This window comes from Clostridium sp. UMB9555A (genome assembly GCF_030222355.1).
GTDB classification, from domain to species: Bacteria; Bacillota; Clostridia; order Clostridiales; family Clostridiaceae; genus Sarcina; species Sarcina perfringens.
On record NZ_JASORQ010000006.1, the window covers coordinates 101,855 to 128,806 of the forward strand.

24 protein-coding genes are annotated in these 26,952 nt (G+C 27.2%); 8 read left to right on the forward strand and 16 right to left on the reverse strand.

The genetic code is table 11. The annotated features are described in order from the left end of the window. The first annotated feature begins 1 nt into the window (after position 1). Both QP548_RS14065 and QP548_RS14070 read left to right on the forward strand, forming a co-directional pair. Positions 2 to 1,225, forward strand: coding sequence for a hypothetical protein (locus tag QP548_RS14065; protein ID WP_061426101.1), 1,224 nt, complete (start codon positions 2 to 4; stop codon positions 1,223 to 1,225). Beyond that, positions 1,226 to 1,906, forward strand: coding sequence for an ABC transporter ATP-binding protein (locus QP548_RS14070; RefSeq protein WP_061426100.1), 681 nt, complete (start codon positions 1,226 to 1,228; stop codon positions 1,904 to 1,906). Positions 1,907 to 2,029: 123 nt separating this feature from the next. On the opposite strand, the gene QP548_RS14075 is transcribed toward QP548_RS14070, so the two are convergent. The 5 genes from QP548_RS14075 to QP548_RS14095 all read right to left on the reverse strand — a co-directional run bounded on the left by QP548_RS14075 (position 2,030) and on the right by QP548_RS14095 (position 6,332). Next, positions 2,030 to 3,043 carry a sensor histidine kinase gene (locus QP548_RS14075; protein ID WP_061426099.1) on the reverse strand — a complete coding sequence of 338 codons (1,014 nt, stop codon included), beginning with the start codon at positions 3,041 to 3,043 and terminating at the stop codon, positions 2,030 to 2,032. After that, positions 3,040 to 3,720 (reverse strand): response regulator transcription factor, encoded by a 681-nt coding sequence (locus tag QP548_RS14080; protein WP_061426098.1) that lies wholly within the window; start codon positions 3,718 to 3,720, stop codon positions 3,040 to 3,042. The genes QP548_RS14075 and QP548_RS14080 overlap by 4 nt, the downstream gene beginning before the upstream one ends. 168 nt (positions 3,721 to 3,888) lie before the next feature. Further along, positions 3,889 to 4,113: a DUF2922 domain-containing protein gene (locus QP548_RS14085; RefSeq protein ID WP_061426097.1), complete on the reverse strand. Its 225-nt coding sequence runs from the start codon at positions 4,111 to 4,113 to the stop codon at positions 3,889 to 3,891. 292 nt (positions 4,114 to 4,405) lie between these two features. Then, positions 4,406 to 4,633: a DUF1659 domain-containing protein gene (locus QP548_RS14090; protein ID WP_061426096.1), complete on the reverse strand. Its 228-nt coding sequence runs from the start codon at positions 4,631 to 4,633 to the stop codon at positions 4,406 to 4,408. A gap of 145 nt (positions 4,634 to 4,778) precedes the next feature. After that, positions 4,779 to 6,332, reverse strand: a complete 1,554-nt coding sequence (locus QP548_RS14095) for a DUF1002 domain-containing protein (protein WP_061426095.1) — start codon at positions 6,330 to 6,332, stop codon at positions 4,779 to 4,781. Between the two features lie 443 nt (positions 6,333 to 6,775). Here QP548_RS14095 and QP548_RS14100 point away from each other — a divergent pair, with 443 nt between their 5' ends. From QP548_RS14100 to QP548_RS14115, 4 genes are all read left to right on the forward strand, one after another. Continuing rightward, the gene (locus QP548_RS14100) at positions 6,776 to 7,027 is read left to right on the forward strand and encodes a TM1266 family iron-only hydrogenase system putative regulator (RefSeq protein WP_003448558.1); all 252 of its coding nucleotides are present in this window, start codon (positions 6,776 to 6,778) and stop codon (positions 7,025 to 7,027) included. 105 nt (positions 7,028 to 7,132) lie between these two features. After that, positions 7,133 to 8,554, forward strand: a complete 1,422-nt coding sequence (hydG, locus tag QP548_RS14105) for a [FeFe] hydrogenase H-cluster radical SAM maturase HydG (RefSeq protein WP_061426094.1) — start codon at positions 7,133 to 7,135, stop codon at positions 8,552 to 8,554. A gap of 831 nt (positions 8,555 to 9,385) precedes the next feature. After that, a complete protein-coding gene (locus QP548_RS14110; RefSeq protein WP_061426093.1) occupies positions 9,386 to 9,670 on the forward strand; it encodes a hypothetical protein in 285 nt (94 codons plus the stop codon). Positions 9,671 to 10,439: 769 nt separating this feature from the next. Continuing rightward, on the forward strand, positions 10,440 to 11,762 hold the full coding sequence (locus QP548_RS14115; RefSeq protein ID WP_061426092.1) for a GTP-binding protein: 1,323 nt from the start codon (positions 10,440 to 10,442) through the stop codon (positions 11,760 to 11,762). Between the two features lie 137 nt (positions 11,763 to 11,899). On the opposite strand, the gene QP548_RS14120 is transcribed toward QP548_RS14115, so the two are convergent. The 4 genes from QP548_RS14120 to QP548_RS14135 form a co-directional block, all read right to left on the reverse strand. After that, positions 11,900 to 12,772, reverse strand: coding sequence for a DUF975 family protein (locus QP548_RS14120; protein WP_061426091.1), 873 nt, complete (start codon positions 12,770 to 12,772; stop codon positions 11,900 to 11,902). A 102-nt stretch (positions 12,773 to 12,874) separates the two neighbouring features. Then, positions 12,875 to 13,615, reverse strand: coding sequence for a DUF975 family protein (locus QP548_RS14125; protein WP_061426090.1), 741 nt, complete (start codon positions 13,613 to 13,615; stop codon positions 12,875 to 12,877). 199 nt (positions 13,616 to 13,814) lie between these two features. Beyond that, positions 13,815 to 14,231, reverse strand: coding sequence for a hypothetical protein (locus QP548_RS14130; RefSeq protein ID WP_061426089.1), 417 nt, complete (start codon positions 14,229 to 14,231; stop codon positions 13,815 to 13,817). Between the two features lie 142 nt (positions 14,232 to 14,373). Next, positions 14,374 to 15,549: a hypothetical protein gene (locus QP548_RS14135; protein ID WP_061426088.1), complete on the reverse strand. Its 1,176-nt coding sequence runs from the start codon at positions 15,547 to 15,549 to the stop codon at positions 14,374 to 14,376. A 621-nt stretch (positions 15,550 to 16,170) separates the two neighbouring features. On the opposite strand from QP548_RS14135, the gene QP548_RS14140 reads away from it, so the two are divergent. Beyond that, positions 16,171 to 17,124: an L-lactate dehydrogenase gene (locus QP548_RS14140; protein ID WP_061426087.1), complete on the forward strand. Its 954-nt coding sequence runs from the start codon at positions 16,171 to 16,173 to the stop codon at positions 17,122 to 17,124. A 393-nt stretch (positions 17,125 to 17,517) separates the two neighbouring features. Here QP548_RS14140 and QP548_RS14145 read toward each other — a convergent pair whose 3' ends face one another. The 3 genes from QP548_RS14145 to QP548_RS14155 all read right to left on the reverse strand — a co-directional run bounded on the left by QP548_RS14145 (position 17,518) and on the right by QP548_RS14155 (position 21,028). Beyond that, positions 17,518 to 17,790 carry a hypothetical protein gene (locus QP548_RS14145; RefSeq protein WP_003448587.1) on the reverse strand — a complete coding sequence of 91 codons (273 nt, stop codon included), beginning with the start codon at positions 17,788 to 17,790 and terminating at the stop codon, positions 17,518 to 17,520. 333 nt (positions 17,791 to 18,123) lie between these two features. Next, positions 18,124 to 19,872: a dihydroxyacetone kinase subunit DhaK gene (dhaK, locus tag QP548_RS14150; protein ID WP_075808031.1), complete on the reverse strand. Its 1,749-nt coding sequence runs from the start codon at positions 19,870 to 19,872 to the stop codon at positions 18,124 to 18,126. A gap of 25 nt (positions 19,873 to 19,897) precedes the next feature. After that, positions 19,898 to 21,028 carry a glycerol dehydrogenase gene (locus QP548_RS14155; RefSeq protein WP_061426086.1) on the reverse strand — a complete coding sequence of 377 codons (1,131 nt, stop codon included), beginning with the start codon at positions 21,026 to 21,028 and terminating at the stop codon, positions 19,898 to 19,900. A gap of 568 nt (positions 21,029 to 21,596) precedes the next feature. Between QP548_RS14155 and QP548_RS14160 the strand changes: the two genes are divergently transcribed. Beyond that, positions 21,597 to 21,956 (forward strand): DsrE family protein, encoded by a 360-nt coding sequence (locus QP548_RS14160; protein ID WP_223932417.1) that lies wholly within the window; start codon positions 21,597 to 21,599, stop codon positions 21,954 to 21,956. Between the two features lie 248 nt (positions 21,957 to 22,204). On the opposite strand, the gene QP548_RS14165 is transcribed toward QP548_RS14160, so the two are convergent. The 4 genes from QP548_RS14165 to QP548_RS14180 all read right to left on the reverse strand — a co-directional run bounded on the left by QP548_RS14165 (position 22,205) and on the right by QP548_RS14180 (position 26,716). Then, positions 22,205 to 23,467, reverse strand: coding sequence for a PTS ascorbate transporter subunit IIC (locus QP548_RS14165; protein ID WP_060794568.1), 1,263 nt, complete (start codon positions 23,465 to 23,467; stop codon positions 22,205 to 22,207). Positions 23,468 to 23,598: 131 nt separating this feature from the next. Then, positions 23,599 to 23,883, reverse strand: coding sequence for a PTS sugar transporter subunit IIB (locus QP548_RS14170; RefSeq protein WP_061426085.1), 285 nt, complete (start codon positions 23,881 to 23,883; stop codon positions 23,599 to 23,601). Positions 23,884 to 23,917: 34 nt separating this feature from the next. Next, positions 23,918 to 24,373, reverse strand: coding sequence for a PTS sugar transporter subunit IIA (locus QP548_RS14175; protein WP_061429405.1), 456 nt, complete (start codon positions 24,371 to 24,373; stop codon positions 23,918 to 23,920). 207 nt (positions 24,374 to 24,580) lie between these two features. Continuing rightward, complete coding sequence (locus QP548_RS14180; RefSeq protein ID WP_061426084.1) at positions 24,581 to 26,716, reverse strand: BglG family transcription antiterminator; 2,136 nt, start codon at positions 26,714 to 26,716, stop codon at positions 24,581 to 24,583. Between the last annotated feature and the right edge of the window lie 236 nt (positions 26,717 to 26,952).

Genomic DNA, 26,952 nt, shown 5'->3' on the forward strand with positions numbered 1-26,952 from the left:
CATGTTTAAATACTCTTATTTCTATATTAAAAAAAATTTATTTATAACAATATTAATTATAATTCAATTAATATTTTTAATTATAAATTTATATACTAGTTTTGATTTATTTTCAAAACTAAATTATGAGAAAAAGCAAATTTCTAAAATATTTTCTGATGATATAATTTATGGAATTGAATTTCGATCCAGTATAAACTCAATTAATTCTGATAATGCATTTACACAAGCTGAAAAATTAATTGATGATTATGTAAATAATCAAAAAGACAGAAATTTTTTGCTAACATTAAATAGTGTTGAACCCATTGTATTAGATAAATTTAATAATTATGAAAATTTTAAAATTCCTAATTCACCAGAAATTCCTGATAAATTTTATGCCAATTCATTGCATATAAATTCTGATACTTTAAAAAGATTTCCATTTAATATTTCACATGGACGTAGCTTTAATGATGAAGAACTAAGCCTAGATTATACTAGTAAGGATTTCATTCCTTTAGTATTAGGTAATAAATTTACTGGTATTTATGATGTTGGAGATTCCATAACTCTTGACGAAACTTACACTGGAATAGTCATAGGAATTCTAGATGATAATCAACTTAATCCAGGTAATATAACATCAGATAAAAGACTTATAAACTTAGATAATTATATAATATTTCCAAATAAATACATTGATAACGGATCATATATTACTGGTGGAGCTTTAATACACTTTGAAAAGTCTGCATCAAAAGAATATATAAATAGCGTATGCTCAGATATTCGAAAAATATTTGATGATATAGGTGTGGCCGTAGATAGTAGAGATTTTTCTGAAATTCTATATGCAAATATAAACAGTTATTTAAGCTCTATTAAAGATAAATTAATGATATCAGTAATAATAACAATTTTTATCTTTGTTTCAATTACTTTAACTTTATTAAATAATATTTTATTATATAAAAAAGATTTTGCTATCCATCATTTAGCTGGAGCAAATACCTTGAATATAATATCAATAATTGCAAACCAATTAACAATAATTTCTTTAATAGCAACCATACTATCTATTCCATTTTTTGCAATTAAAACAATAACTGATGGATTAAATATCCCCCCCTTATTTCTATCAATTATTTTTATAGTATTTTTAAATATTATTGTATTAATTATCCCTATAATTAGTATAAAAAATTTAAATTTAACACAACTAATAAAAGGAGAAGAATAGATGAGTGTAATTAAGATAATTAATTTAAATAAAATATATGGTAAAAATGATAATGAAATAAAAGCTTTAAATAATATTAACTTAGAAATAAAAAAAGGTGAATTAGTAGCTATAACTGGAAAATCTGGTTCTGGTAAATCAACATTATTAAATATATTAGGTCAACTAGAGAACGCTTCTTCTGGCGAAATATATATAAACGGTGAAGCTACAAATAATCTTACAAATAATCAAAAGGCAAAATTAAGAAGTACTAAAATAGGTTTCGTAGTTCAACATTTCGCTCTTATTAATAATTATACAGTATATGATAATATTGAATTACCACTTAAATATTCCAATGTCAAAAAAAATCAGCGAAAGCAATTAATTAATCAAGTTAGCTTTTACCTTGGCATTCATGATAAACTTACTACTACTCCTTCTACACTATCTGGGGGACAATCACAAAGAGTTGCTATTGCTAGAGCTATTGTAAATAACCCAGATATACTACTTGCAGATGAACCCACAGGTTCATTAGATAGCAAAACTTGCTCTGAAGTTTTTAATATTTTTAAAAAATTAAATTCTAATGGAAAAACAATAATTATAGTAACTCATGACTTAGAACTAGCCAATAAGTGTACTAGAATTGTTGAATTAAAGGATGGATATATTAATTCAGATAAATGTTTATAAAACTTTAAACTTAATAGGACAGTAGGTAGTTTTATTTTTTACATAAAACTTCTACTGTCCCTTTTATAAAGATATCCTATTTGCCCTAGTATGACTATTATATATTTTTAAAATCACATACTTTTATTCAAAAATCATCATCCTGTTTATTGGAAAGATAATTGAAACTCTTGTGAACTTACCTTCTTCTGAAATCAATTTTATATCTAAACCAAGTTTCTTACAAAGCTTTTTACATAGATATAGTCCTATACCTGTAGACTTTCCAAACTTACGTCCATTTTCTCCTGTAAATCCTTTATCAAAAACCCTAGAAAGATCTTTATCACTTATTCCATCACCATTGTCCTCAATATTTAAAATCACATATTTACTACTTTCACTGCAATATATCTTTAGTTCCTTATACTCCTTATTAATGTATTTAATAGAATTTGATATTATTTGCCCTAAAATAAACTCAATCCACTTACTATCTGAATAAACCCTTTTTTCTAAATCTCCTAAATTTATTTTTACTCTTTTCTTTATTAAAGAATCTGCATTATTGTTTAAAACCTTGTTTACGCAACTACTTAAACTCATTTCTTTTATTATATAATCCTTCTCAATGGTATTACTTCTAGTGTAAAAGAGAGCTTGATCTATATAATTTTCTAGCTTACAAACCTCTTCTCCTATACTCTCTGTAAGTGGCGATTCATTATTCTCTATTAATAGCTTGCAAGTTGCTATGGGAGTTTTTATCTCATGAACCCATAATTCTATATACTCCCTATAATCATTTATCCCTCTCTTAAATTCCCCTATTTCATCATTCATAGCCTTATTACCCTTACATATAACATCATATATTAACTTACTCTCTGTAAAAGTTCCCTCTTCTATTACTTCTGATATTAAATATTTCTTATCCAAAGACTCCATATTTTCCTTTATCTCATCATAATATTGCTTCTTTCTTAAATAATCAAAAATATGATAAATTAGAATTCCTGCCCCATTTATAATAACAATAAATAAAACTGCAAAGCTATCAACCTTTAAAACCATAAGCAATAGAGCTGTAAAAAGTAATATTAATGAATTTATAATAATAAAAACTATTCTTTCTTTTATGAAATCTCTTAAATTCATGATAATATATACCCTTGCCCCCTCTTAGTTTGTAAATATCCCTCTGCTCCTATTCCTTCAATCTTTCTTCTAAGTCTATTTACATTAACAGTTAAAGTATTATCATCTATAAACTCATTACTTTGCCATAAAGCCTTTATAATATTATCCCTTGATACTATTTTCCCTTTATTTCTTATTAGAATATTTAAAATCTTACTTTCATTTTTAGTAAGCTCCTCCACTTCATCCTTAAATGAAACCTCACTAGTAGACATATTGTATTTTAATCCTCTACAATTAAATATTTCTGTTTCCCCCTCAATCCCCGAATAGGTTCTTTTCATAATTGATGCAATTCTAGCTAAAAGTATTTGAGTATTATAAGGCTTAGTAACAAAATCATCAGCACCTAAATTCATACTCATGAGCTCATCCATCTCACTTTGTCTACTAGTTACAACTATAATTGGAACTTGGCTTTTCTTCCTTATCTCCCTGCAAATATAGTAACCATCATAATAAGGAAGATTTATATCTAGTAAAATCATATTAGGATTACAACTTAATGAGATATCAACTATATTTTCAAAGTCATCTGATGACTCTACAAAGTAGCCATACCTCTCTAAAAATTTAGTAAGCTCTTCTCTTATCTTTTCTTCATCTTCTATAATAAAAATTTTTTTACTTTTCATTAATCTACGCCCCTTATAAAACTAAAGCCGCACATATATTGTACGGCAAAAAATTCCTTTTAATAATTATAACACAATTACCTTAAAAGACATTTATTAAATTTATATATGTAAAATAATAAAAGAGTGTAGAAACCTAATTGAATTCTACACTCTCTAAATTATAAATTAAGCCATCTCAAAGCTTTCTGTTGTTTTTTCTACTATTTCACCCTTAACTTTAGAAACTAAATCTCCACCCTTAGAAACAAATATATTTGCTGTCACTATTTTTTCCATAAGATTTTGAACTTCTTCCTCAGTTACATCTTCCTTAATATTTTTAAGAGTTATTTTTGTTATACTTCCTCCAGCATTTTTAAAAGACAATACAAGATATAATTCTTTCTCCATTTTAAAGTCCCCCTTTTCTCTTTACCATTAATTTATTATGTTACATCTTTTGTTCTTCTACTTCCTCTTCTAAAATGCATATCTTACTCATTAATCTCTTTTAATTCTTTTAATACTTTTTGTTAGCATGTAATTTATCTTTAAAAGTTCTTATCTATAAATTCTAAGGTTTCTCTTAGAAAAACTAATATCCTCTCTATTCTTTTGATTACCTTTAATGTAGAATTTAAAAACATTTTTATTTTTTTAAATTCTACAAAATCAGCTGATCACCCCTCTAATTTTTATTAGATTATTGAGTGTCTTCTACAAACTTAAAGTCATCTTCTTTTAATACAGAATTAACTCTTGATGATAAAAGATCTGCTAATGCTTTTCCCACCTCATAAAGTTTTGCATCCTCTGCATCAACCTTTATCTTAGAAAACTTTTGTGTTGAAAATTTAGGGCTTCCACTATCATCTACCCCCTTTTGATACTTTAATACTAAGCTTTTCTTTGTTAAGATTGCCTTTGCCATGTTTATCAACTCCTTTCACTATATAAATATTCCTTACCCTTTATTTCTGTTGTAAAATAATAAAAAAAACTGTAATAAAAACATTTTTGTTTCTATTACAGTTAATTTATATTTATAATACTAAGTAAAGTTATTTGACTATTTTTTAGTTATCATCAGGATCTCCATATCTTCCTGTCTCAGGATTATACTCTCTTCCCTGTTCATCATGAAGTGGAACCTTCTTACCATCAACTATTATATAATCTATAGTTTGATCAGAATCTTTTCCAGCATCTTCAGTTTCTTGAATATGGCCATATCCACCAGTAACAGGATTATATTCTTCACCCTTTGAGTTATATCTAGAAACTACAGTACCATCTTCAAGTTTTATAGTTTCCTTACTTTTATCCTTTGAATTATTATTGCTTTCACTATTATTTTTATTTGAATTATTCTTGGATGAACTTACACTATTTTTAGATTTATTATTCTGTGACTCTTTATCACCTTGAGTATCCTTATTTTGAGATTCTTTATTGCTTTGGGAATCCTTATTCTGTGAACTATTTCCCTTATTTTGATCTCCTTCAGTATTAGAACCAACTTGTTTATTACCATTGGCATTATTAGTTGCTTTCTCATTAGAATCACTCTTTTGTGATTTATCTTCTATATTATTTTTACTTTCACTATTATCCTTAACCTCATCATTTACTGAAGTTCCTATATTCTTTAATTGATCCTTATTTATCATATTACCATCTTTATCATATGTAACTCCATTTATGGTGACTTCTCCATCTCCAAAGTGTGATATAAACCAATTTTTTATATCAGTGCAGACTCCTAAAATCTTATTTAATATTCTATCTAAAGTCCCACTCTCTTTAAGTTCTTGTCCATTTTCTTTTAAAGCTTCTTGTATGTTATTAGAAATACTATCTAACTCTCCTTTTAAGTTAGAATAATCTAATCCTAAGGAATTTATATTAGCTAAAAGTCCAACTAACTCTTGCTCTTGTGTTGGAGTTAACTTAATATTATAGTTATTTGTAATATTATTTACTATTTCCCCAACCTCTTTATCATTTTTAGGCTTATCCTTTATTACCTCTTCTTTAGCCTGATTTACTATAGCACTTGCTCCATCTTTTCCAATATCTTGTCCTTCGCTATTCTTAGCATTAGCTAAATTATTTGTTATACTTAATTCTTGTCTTGCCACTTCCTTATTTTCAACAGGTATATTTTCTCCAGTGGCCTTTTCAAATGCTTGAAGAACTCCAGCTAAAGCGGATGTCCCAGTTACAGGGAATGGAGATGTAGCAATAACATCAGCATCAGTAACCCCTGATGTTAACAATGCATTACTTAACATAGTTGGAGTAACCTCTGTTAAATTATTTGTTTTTACCTTTATACCATACCCTTTTTCTTCTATCTTAACAAAAGCACTTGAGTAAGCATTACCTTTAAATTCTCCTACTATTTTAGGCAATCCAAGTTGCTCTCTTATTTCATTAACATTCATAGTTATAACCTTAACATCATTAGGTTTAACTCCGAATTCCTTAAACATCTCTTGTTTTTGACTTGAATTTAGATTAGCTCCTAAAGTTACTACTTCCTTAGTATCGGCAAAAACTGTTGTGAATGAGCCAATACTTATTGCTCCAGCTAATATCATTGCTGTCATTAATTTATTTCTCTTCATTTGCCTTCTTCCTTTCTAATCCTTCATATCAAAGATTAATTAAACCAATATATTAAATCCTACACTTTATTTTTAAGCTACTATTAATTTAAATGACTTTACCATAAACCTAATTTTAAATAAAACTTATTATTTCAAAAATATAATAAATTTAAATCTTACTTAGATTATATCAAAATAAATTCTCAAAAGTTTACAAATTGTTTTAATTTAGTATAAAACTTATATTTTTCTCTACTAGAAATTTAACCTATATTTTTGAAAATTTTGTAGTATAATTATAATATGTCTTCTTTGTTGCGAGATGATATATAAAAATACTTCTTTCAACCGAGAAACCAGTCAAAAAAATAATATAAATATACTTTATCCCTAATTGTAAGGAATTCTCTGAACAAAAAGGTAATAAAAAATTTTGAATTTTAGAAAGGTTTGATGACAGTATGAGTACTAGAATTGCCGTTGTTGGCATTGTTATTGAAAGCCTTGATAATATAAAAGAAGTAAATTCTATCTTAAGTGAATACGACAAATTAATTGTTGGAAGAATGGGGTTACCATACAAAGAAAAGAACATTAGAGTTATATCTATTGTAGTTGATGGAACCACCGATGAAATTTCAGCTATAACAGGAAAAATCGGTAAACTTAAAGGTGTTTCCGTTAAAGCTGCCATATCTAAAACTAGCTTTTAGCTTAATCGCTTTAAGCCTCTTAATCATTGAGTTCCCATAAGTATATTTTAGTTGTTTATATTATTTTTTGACATACCCTAAAAGTAATTTTAAAGGAGATTTGTTATGTTAAAAGATAACGAAAAGTACAATGCTTTAGATTTTATTAAGGATTATGAAATTAATAGTCTTATAGCAAAAGGAAAAGAGCTTGTTTCTGACAAAGAACTAGTTAGAGAAATCATTGAAAAAAGTAAAAGTGCAGAAGGGTTAACACCTGAAGAGACTGCTGTTCTTCTTAATCTTGAAGATAAAGAGCTTATTGAAGAAATGTTTAAAGCAGCTAGACAAGTTAAGGAAAAATTATATGGAAAAAGACTTGTTGTATTTGCACCTTTATACGTAAGTAACTATTGCGTAAATAACTGTACTTACTGTGGATATAAACACTGTAATGATGAGTTAAAAAGAAAGAAACTTAACAAAGAGCAACTTATTGAAGAAGTTAAAGTTCTTGAAAGCCTAGGTCATAAGAGAATAGCACTTGAAGCTGGGGAAGATCCAGTTAATGCTCCTCTAGATTATATTTTAGATTGTATAAAATCAATATACTCAATTAAATTTGATAATGGGTCAATAAGAAGAATCAATGTTAATATAGCTGCAACATCAGTTGAAGACTATAAGAGACTTAAAGATGCTGAGATTGGAACATATATCTTATTCCAAGAAACTTACCACAAACCAACTTATGAAAGATTACATGTAAGTGGTCCAAAACATAACTATAATTATCATACAACAGCTATGCATAGAGCAAGAGAGGCTGGTATAGATGATATTGGTATGGGAGTTCTATATGGACTTTATGATTACAAGTATGAAACATTAGCAATGCTTATGCATGCAATGGATTTAGAAGAAACTACAGGGGTTGGCCCTCATACACTATCAGTTCCAAGATTAAGACCAGCTGAAAATGTTAGCTTAGAAAATTATCCTTATTTAGTTGATGATGAAGATTTTAAGAAGATTGTTGCTATCTTAAGATTAGCAGTACCATATGCAGGTCTTATACTTTCAACAAGAGAAGAACCAGGCTTAAGAGATGAAATAATAGCTCTTGGAGTTTCTCAAGTAAGTACAGGTTCATGTACAGGTGTTGGTGGTTATTCAGAAGCATACAGTGATCCTGAGGAAAAACCACAATTTGAAGTTGGAGATCATAGATCACCAGTTGAAATGATAGAAAGCCTTATGGAAGCTGGATATATACCAAGTTATTGCACAGCTTGTTATAGAGAAGGTAGAACTGGCGAAAGATTTATGGACATAGTTAAAAGTGGTGAACTTTATAAAATATGTGAAGCCAACGCTTTAATAACTTTAAAAGAATTTATTGATGATTACGGCACAGATAGAACAAGAGAAATCGGAGATAAATTAATTAAAAAATCAATAGATGAAATAGATAACGAATCATTTAGAAAATCTGTTGAAGAAAAAATAAATAAGATAAGTAACGGTACTAGAGATTTAAGATTCTAGTTAATTAAATATGCTATAACTTTTTATATCACATTAATTCACTAACTTTAATTAATTAAAGTTAAAAATTATTTATTCATGCAAAACCCGTATTAAAGATTATAACTTTAACTCCACATTAAAATTTATATCTTTCATATGGGTAAAAACTAACAATCAAAATCAAAACTAAAAACCAATTTATAATTAATATATATATAGCCAGCGAAGCTGGCTTTTTTTATGAAAATTTTAGCTACCATCTTTTGGATTATTTTATACTACTCTTTTTTATATATTTTTTATATTGAAAATTTAGATTAAATTTATATATTAATAATTTAATTCACCTTAAGATTCAATAAGGAATATACTAAAAAAAGTATTAAATTTGTAGCAACTAGAATGATACTAATACTTGAAGTTGGTTATTTAATTAAATTCTTGATAATAAACAAACTCCTAGTTTGAGACAGAATTTTTAATTATTCATATTTTACATTTTTAATAATTCCACTACCATTTTTCTTACCTGTTTTTTCTGGTAAACATTATACAGAATATGAAGAACTCATAAACAATACTGTTATATTATCTACAATGTTGTGCATATTAATCTTTATCATATTCATATTGTTAATTTAAAAAGTTTAATGAAAATTGTTTTTTCTTTAAATTTCTCTTGTTTTCTTATTTTTTCAACCTATTCCTAAATACTTTCATAATAATACACCTTAAAATACATTGTTAAAAATTTGACTATTAAATGTAAAGGTTGTAAAATATAATTAAAGATTATGTAAATATTAGGAATGTTTTGAGAGTTTAAATTATTGTGAGGGAGGTTTTTTTATGGCAGTAGATCAAAATTCATTAGAAAGAAGAACTTGTTGTAATATACACAAGATAGTTTTAACTTTAGAGAAAGGTTTTTCTTCTATGGAGTCTTTAAAATATGCAGTTATAACTCACCTTCAAAATGAAGGTTATAGATGTAATGATACAAAAAACAATATTGGAGATTATCCACTATTAAAAATAAATGCTAATGATTTCTTATTAACTATAAAAGATATAGATGAAAATTTTTTAAACTTCGAAGATTGTAATGAGGTAGTTTTAGTACCTCATCACTAAAATTAATAAATTGATTATTATGGACAACTTCTTTTCTTAAGAATTGTCCTTTTTTTAGTTTTATATTATTTGCTTAAAATCCCTTCTAATCTCATACTCAAAATTATATAATTATTCTTGAATAATTTTTATAATTTTATTTACTAAAAATATATAATAAATCACAGATTTTCTAATAACTTTTAGTAAAATAATAATTATTCTTTTATTATTTCATACTGTTTTTAATCTAAAATTTCTATATATTAAGCTTATTTTGAATTAAATTTAAAGAAATAAACCATTATTTATACCAAATATTGTATCTTAATTACTTATATGTAAACTTTTATTCATGGTTTTTATACCAAAAATTTTCAATATATTTAATTACATTTTTTCCCTTATCAATATTTAGTATATATATATACATGACACAACTATATATTGTGAATAACCTTAAAGTTATCCACACCCCTATGTGGATAACTTGTTTATAAATAAAAAAATTATACTATTTTCTTGTTATATTTTAATGATATTTACTTTTTTAAAAAGTAATTTTTTCAAAAGGTAAAAACTCCTGTAAATGGCTATATTAAGCCATTTATATCTGTAATTTTTTTACTTTTTTCAAGGCTTATTTTCATTATTTAACTAGAATTTGAAAGTAAAAATTCATTAAAAAAGTTATCCACAGGTTTATTCACAGTTGAAAATATTTTCACACAAGAATTAATGCAAGGAGGTGCAATTCTACTATTTATATCTTGCAATAGTAGAAAAATTTATGAGTAATTTTAATGAAACTCCTAGAGGAAGTAGACTACATATTTCTCTTTTTGGTAAAACAAACTCTGGGAAATCTAGCATAATAAATGCCTTAACAGGCCAAAATATTTCTCTAGTATCAGACTTTAAGGGAACAACAACTGACCCAGTTTATAAAGCAATGGAACTTTTACCCCTAGGACCTGTTGTTTTTGTTGATACAGCTGGTTTTGATGATGAAGGAGAAATAGGTAAGCTTAGAGTCGAAAAAACTGAAGAAGTTGTAGGAAAGACTGATGTAGCTCTTATAACCCTTTCCCTTTCTGAAATACTAGAGGCAATAAAATCAAATATAGAATTTAAAGACATGCTTTCTAAGGAAATATTATGGGTTAATAAATTAAAAAAGGCTAAAAAACCAGCTATACTAGTTATTAACAAGTGTGATTTAGTTCCTAATAATCTAATTGAGTCTAAAATTGATTTAAAGGATATTGATAAAACAAATTCATCTAATAAAGATTACTTTGTTGATAATAATTTAAATAATTCCTTAAAAGAAATTGGTGAATTATTAGGAATACCTTGTGTTGCCATAAGTGCTAAAAATAATTTAAACATAAATGAATTAAAAAAGGAACTTATTAATGTATCACCCTCTTCAATAACTGAAAGCCCAATAATAGGTGATAAAATCAAAGCTGGAGATAAAATTCTTTTAGTAGCTCCTCAAGATATACAAGCGCCTAAAGGAAGACTTATACTTCCTCAAGTTCAAGTATTAAGAGATATATTAGATTATGGTGGAATACCAACTATGGTTACACTAGATAAGTTAGATGAAGGATTAAGAATTTTTAATGGTAAACCTGATTTAGTAATAACTGACTCTCAAGTATTTAAACAGGTTAATGCAAAATTAGATAGAAGTGTCCCGCTTACTTCCTTTTCAATACTTATGGCTAGATACAAAGGGGATTTAGATAAATTCTATTCAGGAGCCAAAGCAATAAAGAATCTTAAAGCAGGTGATAAAGTTTTAATAGCAGAAGCTTGTACTCACCATCAATTAAAAGGTGATATAGCAAGAGAAAAACTACCTACTTGGCTAGAAGAAACTTGTCCTGGAATAATAGTTCATAATTGCTCTGGTAAAGATTTTCCTAAAAACCTTAATGAATATGCCCTTGTAATTCATTGTGGAGGATGCATGTTTAACAAAGCTGAAATAATGAATAGAATCGGCATATGTGATGATGCCTTAGTTCCTATAACAAACTTCGGTACATCAATTGCAGAAATTAATAATATCTTAGACAGGGTAATGGAGCCCCTTAAGTAAATATTTTTAATTAGTATTAAGCTAAAGTAATTTCTATTAGTAAATTCATTACACTAAAAAATTAAATAGTAATATATTTTTACTAAAATCAAAATGCCTAAGAAACACATTTTAATTGTATTTCTTAGGCATTTAAACTAATCTCTAAATTCGAAGTCCTCTTCTTCAACTTCAATATCCTGATTTAACTCATCTTTTCCTATTTCTAATGATCTTTCTGAAATTGAAAGATAATAAACTCTATATATAGTATCTCTATATACAAAGAACCATATTAGTCCTATAGAGAAAATAGGTAATATATATACACTTATATTCATAAGAATAATAATTATTACTCCTAACACTAAAGGTAAAGAAGCTAATATTGCCCATCCTATCAAACTTAAAATTAATACAAAAAGCTCCCATTTATGACCTTTCATCATTTTAAAAGCCTTTCCTACAGCTTCCCATATACCAAGTTCTGGCTCTTCAACTATAATATATTTAACAGGGAAGAAGAATAATGAAACTATAATATTGTAAGTAACTACTATTAATATTATTATAATAAAGATACCTATATATTGACTTAATATATCTTCATAATTCATAGAAGCCATAAATAAATACTCATAAAGATGATTTGATATTATACTAACAAATGATACCACAGCAATTATTGATGCTATAAGTGATATTGGAAGCTCAAATAATATTAAAGCAAGGAACTTCTTAATAAAATTTCTCCATACTTTACATGAAGGAATAGATTCTTTTAATCCAACCTTATCATCTCTATCAACTAATTTTATTACAAAAACTACAAGTAAAGATTCAAAAAAGGGTCCTAATAAAAAGCTATTTCCTAAATTCAAAATTGAACTTAGACCTATACTTTCTATATTTGATATGAAATACGTAACTAGTCCTTGTACTCCTAAAACTATTAATACAAGTAAAAGAAAATTTGTCCATCTTCCTCTTAATTTATCTTGTGCTAAACTTTTTATTTCTTTTCTGGTCATAATAATCACTCCCTTCTTTTTAATAAAAGATTAACATCATATCAAATTTATGTCAATTTTGTAAACTAAAAGACTGTACCATTTAATGATACAGTTCTAACTTTAATTTATTTCACTTTCTCTTCCTGTAATTGAAAGATAATATATTCTTAAAGTAACTTGAATATATGGTAAAAGCCATAATAATCCTATTCCAAGGGTTAATACTGATAATATTAACCACCCTAAAAAGCTAAGTCCCATAATAAACAGTTCCCATTTATGACCATTCATTATTTTAAAGCTTCTTTTAATAGCTTCCCATATTCCACAGGTATCTTCAGCCATTAAATATGGTAATGGGAATAATAAAATTCCTACTATAGCAGCTAAAATTAATACTAATATAACTATTAATAACACTACGCCCCAAATTGCTATCATAGGATTCATAGATATTTGCCCATTAAGTAGTGCACTATGTAATGATGTTATAGATAACACTAAAAATATGTTTCCTAAAAACACAACTAAAAGTATAGGAATACTAAATATCATAGTAACTATCATACTTATTATAAACCTTCCCCAAGTCTTAACACTCGGAATAGCCTCACTTAGAGATATTACTCCATTACTTTTAACAAATTTAATTGTGTATATAATCCCAGAAGCCGTTATAGCTGGCATTAATAAAAAGTTATTAGCTATACTTAAAATATTAGAAGTTATTCCTTCAGTTCTTCCAATAATCTCACTTGCTGCAAATTCAATTATTGCTATTATTAAAGTCAATAAAACAATATTAAACCATCTACCTTTTAACTTAGATTTAGCAACACTTTTTATCTCTTTTCTATTCATACTCTTTTCACTCCCTTCTTCTGCTAATAAGATATTAATCTCCCAAAGCTCTTACTGTCAAATATTTTAAATTATATTTATAAATAAAAAGTATTATATAAAAAACAAATAATAAAACTCTACTCTTTTAAACAACTTATTTTATTAAATAAGCATAAGTTTTATTATATTATTTTATACAATACTTCTTTAAGTCATACTATTCTTTTCCCAATAAAAAATCTATAGCTTCTTTAAGCTCTTTTTTTAATGTCCATGTGAAATAATTTTTTTCTTCCTTTTGATCATATATCTTTGATCCATTTAGCATAATAAACCAATGTCTAAATTTATATTTCCAACTTCCTATTTCGCTTTTTTCATCTAAACCTATTCCTAATTCTTCTTCTATTCTTTTACACATCTTTTGAATTCTAGTACTAATATCTCCAAATTCTAAATACTCTCCTATTAAAGAGGTCTTAAGGGGCTGTCCATTGCTACCATATAAGTTAAGCAATATTTTCATATCTCTTAATCCAATTAAATTACTATTTTTCAAAATATCAATCCATTGTTCCTTAGTAATATGATTAGTTAAAACCTTTTCATTGAATTGCTCTTTTTTGTACTCCACTGAAATCACTCCATAAAACAACATTCTGCCTAAAAAAATATACTAATAACTAAATATAATTAAATTTGTCCTTAGTATATAAATATTCCCCTTAATATATCATTATGATTTTTTTAATGTTAATTTACATAAAATTTAAAGCTTAATTTATTGTTTTAAGCATCTCTATATTGCATACTTTGTTTTTCTTATGACTTTTTCCTCTTTCTAACTTCATAAGAGTACTCCTCATATAAGGATTTAATACTCCCTCATATATCTTTATTATTTGTCCTTCCTTAACTAAGGCTAATCTATATACTGGAAGATTATTATATAAACACATATAAAATACAGGTTTACTAGTTTCTTTACTATTAAATATAATCTTTTCTTTATTCTCTATTAAATTATTTATATTCTCATTAGAATTATCTATTAATATCATATTCTCTTTTTTCATCTCAGAATATAAAGCTCGTCCAATCCTTTGGATATTTTGCTCTCCCTCAACAAAGTTAGCTCCTTCAAAATTATTTACTAAAACTAATTTATTTATATCATATTTATCTAATTCATTTGTTTTACACTCAAATTTACCTAATATACTTAAAGCTAAAATAATTAGTATAATAGAACCTCCAATATATTCTAACAATTTAGTTTTATTTTCTATAATAAACTCTGCTAGAGCCAACATAATAGCTAAATTAATCCATATTCCATGCTTTACACTTATAATAGATAAATAACATATATATATTCCAGATAAAAATATAAAAATATTAATTATAATTCTTTCAATATTATTTATTTTTCTAATAAATGAAGCACTTCCCATTATTAAAGTTACAAAGGCAATGGCAAGTATGTATGGTGAAAATCTCTTAACAATTAACTTAAAGATATACTTATTTTCAATGTTTTTTATCTCTTTATTTACCTCTTCATATAATTTCATTCTATCATTTTGAGATAAGTTATATTTATCTATGTAAGGTCTAATATAGGGCTCTAAATATCTATTTCTATCTCCCCCAAAATATATAGTATTTAAGGCCATGAGCTTATAAACTTCTATATTTTCATTCTTTGAATATGAATCATATATCTCTTCAAGTGATTTATCACTATTTTGTAATTCATACTGAAAAAAATCACTATAATCATTTCTAACTAGCTCTGAAATTAGTTTCTTTGTTTCCCCTGGATTTATTAAATTACTTACAGTAACTATACAAGAAAAAAGAATAATTAAAACTAAGCCCAAGTACCTATAAAATCTATATTCATATTTTTTTTCGGCATCTTTATTGATATTTTTTTTTATTTTTATCAAAGATGCTCACCCCTTTAAAATAATAATATCTCTCTTTATTACTATTCAATTATATACTATTTTTCCCAAAATATCACTTTATAATTATATATTTTTACTTAAATATTTCTTAAAACTAAAAAGTTGCATCAAAACTTTAATATAAAGCTTATTTTTTTAAAAAAATTAATAAATTACTAATTTTAAGCTTTATATTAGAAGTTATTTTGATACAACCTCTTAATTCTTGTAAGAGTTAAATCAAAATTTTTAAGCCCCATCTCACTTCTTTAAATTAACTCTTCTTTCCCTATAAATAGTACTTCTAATAAAATATATTTAAGTTTTTAAAGATATTTTCTTTATCCTAAAGCCCACAAATTTATTACTTATTAATTATCAAATCTTTACACTCTTAAATATATTTTCTTTAATACTTATATTCTCTTATAAGTATAAATATCCTTCTATTTAGAAAGAATATTTTTATAAAGATCTTTAGATTATAAGAATAAATACCTACTTAAATACTCTAAACATAGAAAATAATAGAAAAACTACTTGATAATAATTATTATTTGTTATATAATTAATTTATAATTCAGAGTAATTAACTAGGAATTAGTTTAGGAGATGATATATATGATAAGAGAAAAAACTAATAAAATCTCAATAATAGGTGCAGGATTCGTTGGTTCAACAACAGCCTTTGCATTAATGCAAGATGGATTAGCATCCGAAATAGTAATTGTTGATATAAATAAGGATAAGGCACATGCTGAAGCTATGGACCTAGCACAAGGTGCGGCATTTGTTAAATCTGTTGATATAAAATCAGGAGACTATGCAGATACAAAAGATTCTGACATAGTTATAATAACTGCTGGGGTTGGTCCAAAACCAGGTGAAACAAGATTAGATATTATAAATAAAAACTTAAAAATCTTCCAAAGTATAGTACCTGAGGTTGTTAAATATAGCCCAGACTCAATACTTTTAGTAGTATCAAACCCAGTTGATATTTTAACTTATATAACTTATAAGCTTTCTGGATTCCCTAAAGAACGTGTTATTGGATCTGGAACTGTCTTAGATACTTCAAGATTAAAATATATGCTTTCAGAACATTTTGATATAGATGCTAGAAATGTTCACACATATATAATTGGAGAACATGGTGATTCAGAAATAACAGCTTGGAGCTTAACTAATATTGCTGGTGCAAATGTTGATGAATATTGTAAAACAGTTTGCGCTAACTGTGATGGTTCCTTTAAAATGCAACTTCCTGAAAAAGTTAAAAATGCAGCTTATGAAATAATAAATAGCAAAGGATATACAAACTATGCTGTAGCTCTTGCCGTTACAAGAATAGTTGAAGCAATCCTTCGTGATGAAAATGCTATTTTAACTGTTTCTTCTCTATTTGAAGGACAATACGGAATTGATAATGTTTATTTAGCAATGCCTACTATAGTTGATAGAAGTGGAGCTAGACAAATTCTAGATGTACCTATATCAAGTGAAGAAAAAGAAAACCTAATAAAATCAGCCGAAATTTTAAAAGGTCATATAGCTAATTCTGAATTAGATTAGCATAAAACTTCAGGTGTGAGTTTTATTTGCTTACACCTGAAGTTTAAAATAAAAACTCAAACTATACTCTAAGCTTTAAGATTAATTAATGTTCAAATAAATATTTTTATTTAAACTTTCCATTACCTTTAATTGAGTATTTGAAATTAATTAATGTTCAAATAAATTTTGAATATTAATTAGCATCAAAGCTAACAAATTTATATTCCTTAATTACATAACCCTTTTAATAATAAAAAAAAGTATAATGCAATATTTTTATTGTATTATACTTTTTTTATTAAAACTAAAATTAAGCAAAATAAAAAGACTATATGCACTTTCGGGATATTACATACAGTCTTTTTACATCAAAAGTAATGTGAAAATTTTATTTAATTATTTAAAATATTATTATTCTCTTGATTCTATATCAGCTTTTAATTCTTTAGCAAATTCTTTAGCATTTTCAGCTTCTTCTTTTATTTCTCTATCTAATTCTTTATTGATTGCTTTTCCTAATTTAGCTGCTTCTTTTTCATCTTCTTTATAAGCTTTGCTATCTTCATCAAGAACTTTTACATCCTCTTCTATTTTATCAATCATATGAGCTTTTATATCTTCTACACAAGATTTTTCTACATCAGCCATAACTTCATTTTTTAATTCTTCTACTTTTTTACTCATTTTATAACCCTCCTAAAAACAAACATAATTAATGAACATTTTGTTAACATTGTTTACAATTTAATTATATCACTGTAATTTAAATAAATAAATACTTCTTAGTAATAATTGTTATTTTATCAATTTAAAGTTTTTTTACTTAAAAATTATCACTATTTTGTGACTAAAATTACATAAAATAAACTAATTGTTTTTCTATGTTATTAAAATAAAAAAAAGAATGTATTAAGGACAGGTGTGAGATGCTTATTATAACAAGCTTTAATATCCTTTAATACATTCTTTTACTCTATAAAACTGTTTGAATTATTTAACTATATAACATATCTTAATTTATTTAATATCATTTGATATTTCAGTGAAGATTACACCTAAACCATATGCTCCTGCATCTGGATAACCAATACTTCTTTCACCTACTGTACCAGCTCTACCCATACGAGCTACTATTTCTTCTGTTTTCTTAGCTCCTAATACTGCTGCTTCTGCACCATTTTTAAATGCTTCTTTAAAACTTAATCCTGATTCAGCACTATTTGTCCAAGAATCTGCACAAGGTACTAGAGCATCTATTAATGTTTTATCACCAACTACAGCTCCTCTTCCAAATGAACGCTCTCCAGTTTTTTGAATTCCTAATACTGCTTCTTGCATCATTTCTGCAAAATCTTTAACTGTTAATTCATCTTTATTTGTAACATTTTTGCTTGCCGCTCTGAAAGCTGATCCCCATATTGGACCTGATGCTCCACCACAGTGCTCCATTATAACTAGTGAACAAGCATTTAAGAATTCTGATATATTTAAGTTTTCTATTTTTAATATATCTTTCCACTCTCTTTTAAGTATTCTAAATCCTTTGGCAACACTCATTCCAAAGTCTCCATCACCTGCATGAGAGTCTAATTCACAGAAATGTACTTCATTATCAATTATTACTTCACTCATTTTATCTAATATGTAAATCATATTCTCAAGTAAAATCTTTTCGTCCTGTATTTCTTTGAATGATTCACAAGTTTCAACTTTATATGATACTGGAATTTCTTTTTCTTCAATTACTACTTCTTCATATTCATTCATATCCATATGATTAGCAACTTTAAATGCTGGAGTATCACACTCATCTTTAATTAACTCTTTTAACTCATCATCAAGTTTCATTATTGATAATGAAGCTCCAGCCATATCTATACTTGTCATATAGTTGCCAACGAAGTTTTTACAAACTTTGATTCCTCTTTTATGTAATTCTCTAAATACTGAGTTATTTAATAAATATAACTCTTGAAGTGGAGTAGCTCCAAATCCATTTACAAGAACAACTATCTCTTCATCTTTATAATCTAATTCATTTATAAGCTGATTAACCATTCTTTCAGCTAATTCATCTGCTGTAGCTATTTTTTCTCTACGAATTCCAGGCTCTCCGTGTATTCCAACTCCATATTCCATTTCATCTTCACCTAATTCAAATGTTGGAGTTCCTTTAGCTGGAACAGTACAAGATGTGAAAGCAAATCCTATACTTTTTACACTGCTAGCAGCTTTCTCAGCTATTCTTTTAACTTCTTCTAAGCTATTTCCTCTCTCAGAAGCAGCTCCTGCTATTTTATGTACTAAAACAGTCCCTGCAACCCCTCTACGGCCTACAGTATAAAGACTATCTTCAACAGCTATGTCATCATCAACCTTTATGTAATCAACTTTTATTCCATCTTCTGTAGCAAGGTGAGCTGCATTTTTAAAGTTCATCATATCACCACTATAATTCTTGATTATAAGAAGTGTACCTTTATTGCTCTTAGATGCTTTTATCGCTTGATAAATTTGTATTTGTGAAGGTGAAGCAAATACATCTCCACATACAGCTACATCTAACATACCTTTTCCTATAAACCCTGCATGTGCTGGTTCATGACCACTTCCACCACCACTTATAAGTGTTACCTTATCTTCATTAATATCTTTCTTTTTAACAACCTTATACTTGTTTAAAAATTCTAACTCTGGGTGTGCCATAACCATTCCGTTACACATTTCTCTTACTAGTGTTTCTGCTGAATTCATTATTTTCTTCATGTTAAACTCTCCCTTGCTATCAAAATTATTTTCTATTTTTGTAGTCTCTACCTATCTTATCTGCTAATTTAATTGCTGATACTACTTCTGAAACTTCTATTCCAAATGGCATTGAGTAAATTGACTCTTCTGGTATACAAGCCTTTTCAGCAACTTCATATAATTCTTCATCTGAAACTTCTGTTACTCCTATATCTTCAAGACATATTGGAAGCCCTATTTCTAAACAGAAATCTAAAACTTCATATAATTCTTCTTTTGGTGCATTTTCAAGAACTAATTGAGCTATTGTTCCAAAAGCAACCTTTTCTCCATGGAAATATCTATGTGTTCCTTCTAATATTGTTAAACCATCATGTATAGCGTGAGCTGCAGCTAATCCACCACTCTCAAATCCTAAACCTGATAATAATATGTTTGTTTCTACTATGTTTTCTAAAGATTTAGTAACACAGTTACAATCACAAGCATCCTTAGCTTTCTTTCCGTCTTCTAATAATGTTTCATAGCAAAGCTTAGCAAGTGCTAATGAAGCATTTGTTCCGATTGCCGGTCTACATTTTTCTTCTCTTACCCCACATGGTAATCCCGCATTGACTTTAGTAAATGAACTTGATGTTGCTCTTGCTTCAAAGTAAGTTGATAAAGCATCTCCCATACCTGCTACTAAGAAACGAGTTGGAGCTTTTGCTATTACCTCTGTATCTACTAAAACAACACTTGGACTTGCTTTGAAGTATGCATAATCATCAAATGATCCATCTTCTGTATATAAAACTGCTGAATGACTAGTTGGAGCATCTGTAGCTGCTATTGTTGGTACTACTATAAGTTTTTCACCTTCAGCAACACATTTAGCTGTGTCTAAAGCTTTTCCTCCACCAAGACCTACTGTACAATCACATTTCATTTCCTTTGCAAGATCTTGAAGTCTTTTAACTTCTTGACGTGAACATTCACCTTTAAATCCGCCTTCTACAAATTCAATGTTAAATTTCTTTGCTGTTGCATCTAATTTATCTTTAACTCTTTTTATATCTTCTGGGTGAGCTATTAAAAGTGCTGACTTTCCGTAAGTCTCTACAAAGTAACCTAAATTAAGTAATTCATTTTCTCCTTGAACATATTTTGTTGGGCATATAAAAGCCTTTCTCATAAAATCATCTCCTCAATAAAATCATTTACTAAATGTTATGATGCTATTATAAACCCCACTGCAAACTATTACATTGAAGTTTACTGATATAATATCGGACAATCCTAACTTTTTTGCAAACATTTTCACAAGAACATAGGATTTTTAACACTTTTACAGCAAACGTATTCAAAAAGTCCAATTACCTTTATATCTAATTTCTTTTATATTTTAATTATTACAAAAATACACATATTTAAGTTTTAAATACAAATTATTAAAAACTATGATTATAAAATTGTAATAAACCTAAATATTATTAAAATAAATCTATTATTTTAAAAATCTTATTTTTACCTTATTTGATTATTTATTTTTAAAGTAATATATTAAAGACAAGGTTGTTGATGTTAGAAATTTTGTTCAGAGTACTGTTAAAAATTCGCTTAGTAAATTTAGACAAAACAATCTATTTACTAAGAAGTAGTCCACTTCTGTAAGTGGTTATAGAACAAAGAAATAACATCAGCAACTTTAAAATCTTATTTAATATTTATATAATACATTAGAAATTAATCTAAGTTTGGAAGTGGTTAAGTTGAAAATTATATTTCATATTGATGAGCCTAATAAATGGCCTATGGTTTTAGAAAACTTAAAAAATGTATTGAACAATGCTAAAGAAACCAATAGAAAATATGAATTAGAAGTGTTAGCAAATTCTATGGCTGTCTTTCAGCTAAGAGAATTGATAGCTAGAAATACTCATCTAATAGATAAAATTATTGAACCTGCTGAACAAGGAGTAGTTTTTGCAGTATGTAATAACTCACTTAATAAGTTCAATATATCTAAAGATGAATTATTCTCTTTTTGTAAGGTAGTTCCTGCTGGAATTATTGAACTTGCTGAAAAGCAATCAGAAGGATATCTATACATCAAACCATAAAATTTAACATAACCCACTACCCTTTAAAATTTTCTAAAAAACTCTATGCTATAAAGCATAGAGTTTTTATTTTCCTAATTTTATAATTTGTAAAATATACCATCCGAAATTTGAATTACAATATATGAAATGTTATTACATATAAATCACCCTAACCTATAAATGTAAAGTAAGCTTTTAAAATAAAAAGCTCATTAAGATTTTATAATATCTTAATGAGCTTTATTATTTTAAGTAAATTAATTATTCTATAATGCAAATATTGCTATTATCTTAGCTAATATTATTCCTATTACTCCAAAGTCAGCATCACTAAATGTTGTAGCAGTATATCCTAATCCACCTAGTGTAGGTAATAATAATGCTGGTAAGAATGTTATAAGTAATCCGTTAGCAAAGGCTCCAAATATAGCTCCTCTTCTTCCACCTGTAGCATTACCAAAGGCTCCTGCTGTAGCTCCACAGAAGAAGTGAGGAACAACCCCAGGTAATATTACTGGTGCTTTTAATGCGATTAAGATAAACATTCCAACTATTCCACCAACGAAGCTTGATAAGAAACCTATTAAAACAGCATTTGGCGCATATGGGAATACTACTGGACAATCTAATGCTGGTTTAGCATTTGGTACAAGTTTCATAGCTATTCCTCTGAATGCAGGAACTATTTCTCCAAGTATTAATCTAACACCTGCAAGTATTACATATACTCCACCTGCAAATGTAATTGCTTGTATCATTGAAAATACTAAGAAGTTTTGTCCATTACTTAAGTTTTGCTCAACGTATGCTGGTCCAGCTGCAAGAGCAACTATTATGTATAATATAAGCATTGTTAAACTTATTGCTACTGATGTATCTCTTAAGAAAGTTAATCCTTGAGGTACATTCATATCTTCTGTTGATTTTGAACCTTTTCCAACTAATTTACCAACTCCTGCTGATACAAGATATCCTACTGTTCCAAAGTGTCCAAAAGCTATGTTATCAACGCCTGTTATTTTTCTCATTACAGGTTGTGCTAAAGCTGGCATAAGAGCCATTATTAATCCCAAGAGCAATGCTCCTACTATTACTAAAGGAACTCCATTCATGCCGCCAGCTATTAATATAGCTGCAAGCATACATGCCATATATAATGTATGATGTCCTGTTAAGAATATGTATTTTAATTTAGTATATCTAGCTATAAGTATGTTTACTATCATTCCAAGAGCCATAATTAAGGCTGTTTGTGTTCCATAGTCAACTAAAGCTAGTCCAACTATAGCCTCATTATTAGGAACTATTCCTGTTATTCCAAATCCATACTCAAACATTTTTCCAAAAGCATCTAGAGCTCCAACAACTATTGTTGCTCCACCACCAAGAACTAAGAATCCCATTATAGTTTTAATAGTTCCAGTTATACAATCGGATGCAGATTTTTTCTGAAATATAAGACCAATTAAAGCTACGAAACCAACTAGAATAGCCGGTGTACTTAATATATCCAATAAAAACTTTAACATGCTTCCTCTCTCCTCATAATTATTAAATTGTATAAACAAACTACTAAACCCGATAACTCAGGCTTAGTAGCCCTAAAAATCAATTTTAAAACTAAATCTAAAGTTATATTTAACTTAAATATTAGTCTATTTTATAAAACACCTTTTTTCTTTAAAACCTCTGTAAGTTTTTCTTTAAGCTCATTGATATCTATCATATTATTTAGAGAAACAACTTCTCCACCTAATCCTTCTAATCTAGCAGCTATATCTCTTGTTCCAACATATATATCAGCATTTGTACCCTTAGCTGATGCAAGATCTGAATGATTTACTTCAACTCCTTTAACTCCAAGTTCATTTAAAACATTCTCGATATTCATTTCGATCATAAAACTACTTCCTAATCCACTTCCACAACAAACTAATATTTTCATAAAAATCCTCTCCTTTTTAATTTTATTTTAATTGTTATTTTCCTTTTGCATATTTCTTTGTAATTTCATAGACATTTTCTATAGAATTAGCATTTAAAATTCCATTTAAATCAGCTTCATTCATGAATAATTGCATTAAATCTGCTAAAGCTCCAACATGATTGTCATTATCCTTAGCGGCTAATGTTACCACTAATTTTACTGGATCATTTTGATCACTCCCAAAATTCAGTTCATCTTTCAGTGTAATTATACTTATTCCAGTTTCATTAACACCAAATTCTGGTCTGGCATGGGATAAAACAATACCAGGAGCAATCACCATGTATGGACCTAATTCATAAAAATTATTAATTATAGCTTCTTTATAACTTTCTTTAACTAGTCCTTTTTCTTCTAATAATTTAGCTCCAATTTCTATAGCTTCTTTCCAATCATTACATTCTTTATTAACTTTTATTAAATCCTTAGTGACTAAATCTCCTAACATAACAAATCCTTTCATTATTTAAATCTTTAAGTTTTCCTTTAGCTTGATTTAATTATAATATCCCTGAAAAAACTTTTGAATATGTTTACATAACCTTATGCGTAAAATCAAATTTGAAATATTGAACTAATTTAAATATAAAATTAAAGCTCTGTTTTAAGTTTATATAAGCTTAAAACAGAGCTTTTTATATTTATCTTTATATATTTAATTTCTTTTATATTTTGAAAAAATCTCTAAAACCTCATCTTTAGATGATGTCTTTTTTAACCTATCTAAATCTTGCGGATTATTTATAACATCCATAAACTCTAATAAAGCATTTAAGTGAATTTCCTTATCTAAACTAGCAAAGGTAAGTACTATTTTTACTGGATCATTAAACTCACTATTAAATTTAATTGGATACTTTAAATTAATAAAACTCATACAGCTTTTAGTAATTTCATTGCTTAAATCTGCGTGAGCTAAACATATCCCTGGTGCTATAACCATGTATGCTCCAAACTCTTTTAATTTATTTATTATACCTAATCCATACTTATGAGTTACAAAACCTTTTTCCTCTAAAGGTTTTGTTCCCTGTAATATGACATCCTCAAAATCCTTACAATTTAAATTAAGTCTTATATTATCTTTCTTTATAAAGTCTATTAATGATAGCTTTTCATTTACTTTTGGTTTCTTTTCTTCTTGTCTTTTTATCTCATATAAAACCTCATACCTAAGTTGCTCTTCATCATCCACATCACAATGCTTTTTAACAGCCTCCAAAATTCTATTTGCAAGCTCAATTTCATTGCTCTTATTATTATCTTTAACCTTACCTAAAAGATATTTCTCTAATTTTTCATAGTCTTTCTCATTAAGTATAGGACTAACCTTTATATATTCATCCTCAGATAAGGACTGTATATCTATTGTGCTTATTACGTAATCACATTCATTTATAATTTCCCTAGTAACATTTCTACTAGCATAGGTTCCTATTATATCAACATGAAATCTCTCACTAATACTTGCTGCTATCATCTTTGATGTTCCTATTCCAGTTCCACATACAATTATTACTTTAGTCTTTCTACTTTTCTTTTCATTATATTGTCTAAGTGCTGCCGCATAATGTATTACTATATATGAAATTTCATGCTCTCCAAGCTCTGCACCAATAAAATCCTCTAAATATTTACTTGCTGCTTTCACTTGCTTAAACAATTCTTCATGTTTTATTTTTATATCATCAAAAAGTGGATTTACCAATCTATTTCCATATTTAATTCTATAGATTGATGGTCTTAGGTGAAGCATAAGCCCTTGTATTAAGCTTTGTCTTCCCTCTCCAAAACTTATATTATAAAAAGACTCTATACAAGCTGTCATTTTATCTATAACATTATATAGCTCGCTCTCCTTATATTTAGTTTCATCCATGACATTTTCCTTTAGAACTTTTGCTCCTAATAAATGTATTACTATATAGTTTGTCTCCTCTTTAGGAATCTTTATATTATAGTGCTTTTCTATTTTTCTTATTATGTATTCAGAAACGCTATACTCCTTCGTTTCCTTCATAAACTCTTCATTTACATTATGAAGATAAATACTCTTATTTAATTGAACCCTCTTTATCATTATGGCTAAATGTGTAACTAACCCGCCATAAGACTCGTCACTAAATTCTCTTTTTAGCTCAACCTCTGCAAACTTTATTAACCCATCAATAAAATCTATATCTATATCAGAAAATAAAGTATCGAATTGAAGATTGTTTATTTTTGATTTAATCGTTTTTTGAGATATATAATTTAAAAGATCCTCAGAAGATATGGTCTTAGATAATATTCTCCCTGCTATGCTCCTCTTTATTATCTCATCCCCTGAAATCATTAAGCCAACTTTAGGTTTCCTAATTAACTTTAGATTTTTATCCTGAAGCCAAGCTTCTATGTAATCTAGTTCCTTAAGTAAGGTATTTCTAGATACACAAAGCTTTTCTTCAAACTGTCTTATTTTTATTGGTTTATTTTCTTGAAGTAATTTAAGTAGTATATATACAAACCTTTCTTCCTTAGAATAACTATATTTATATGGTGTATATTCCCCTGCAAATTTCTTCATGAAATTTCTAAGCTTTTCTGTACTTTTAACTCTTACACCTTTTTTATATTTTCTATCTATATAATCAAAGCCATTATTAACCAAAAACTTCTCTATCTTATCAATTTTATATCTTATAGCTCTATTTGTTACCTTGTATTCAGCTGCTATTTCATCAATTTCTACATAATCGTTTTTTTCTATGAGATACTGTAATATCCTAATACAATCTTTATTTAACTCCATTTTTTCTCCTTAGTTTTTCTCTTATATGAATTAATCCAACCTATATAAATAATTATATAATTTTGACTTTCTTAAAAACTACACATAATTTGCAACATTTACTTCTCTTTCAAATTGAAAATTTAAACCATTAAAAAAAGATATTTCAATACTAATATAATATTGGAATATCTTGAAAAATTAAAGCACCTACTGGGTAATAGGGGTGCTTTATTTATTAATTAGTTGTTGTTTAT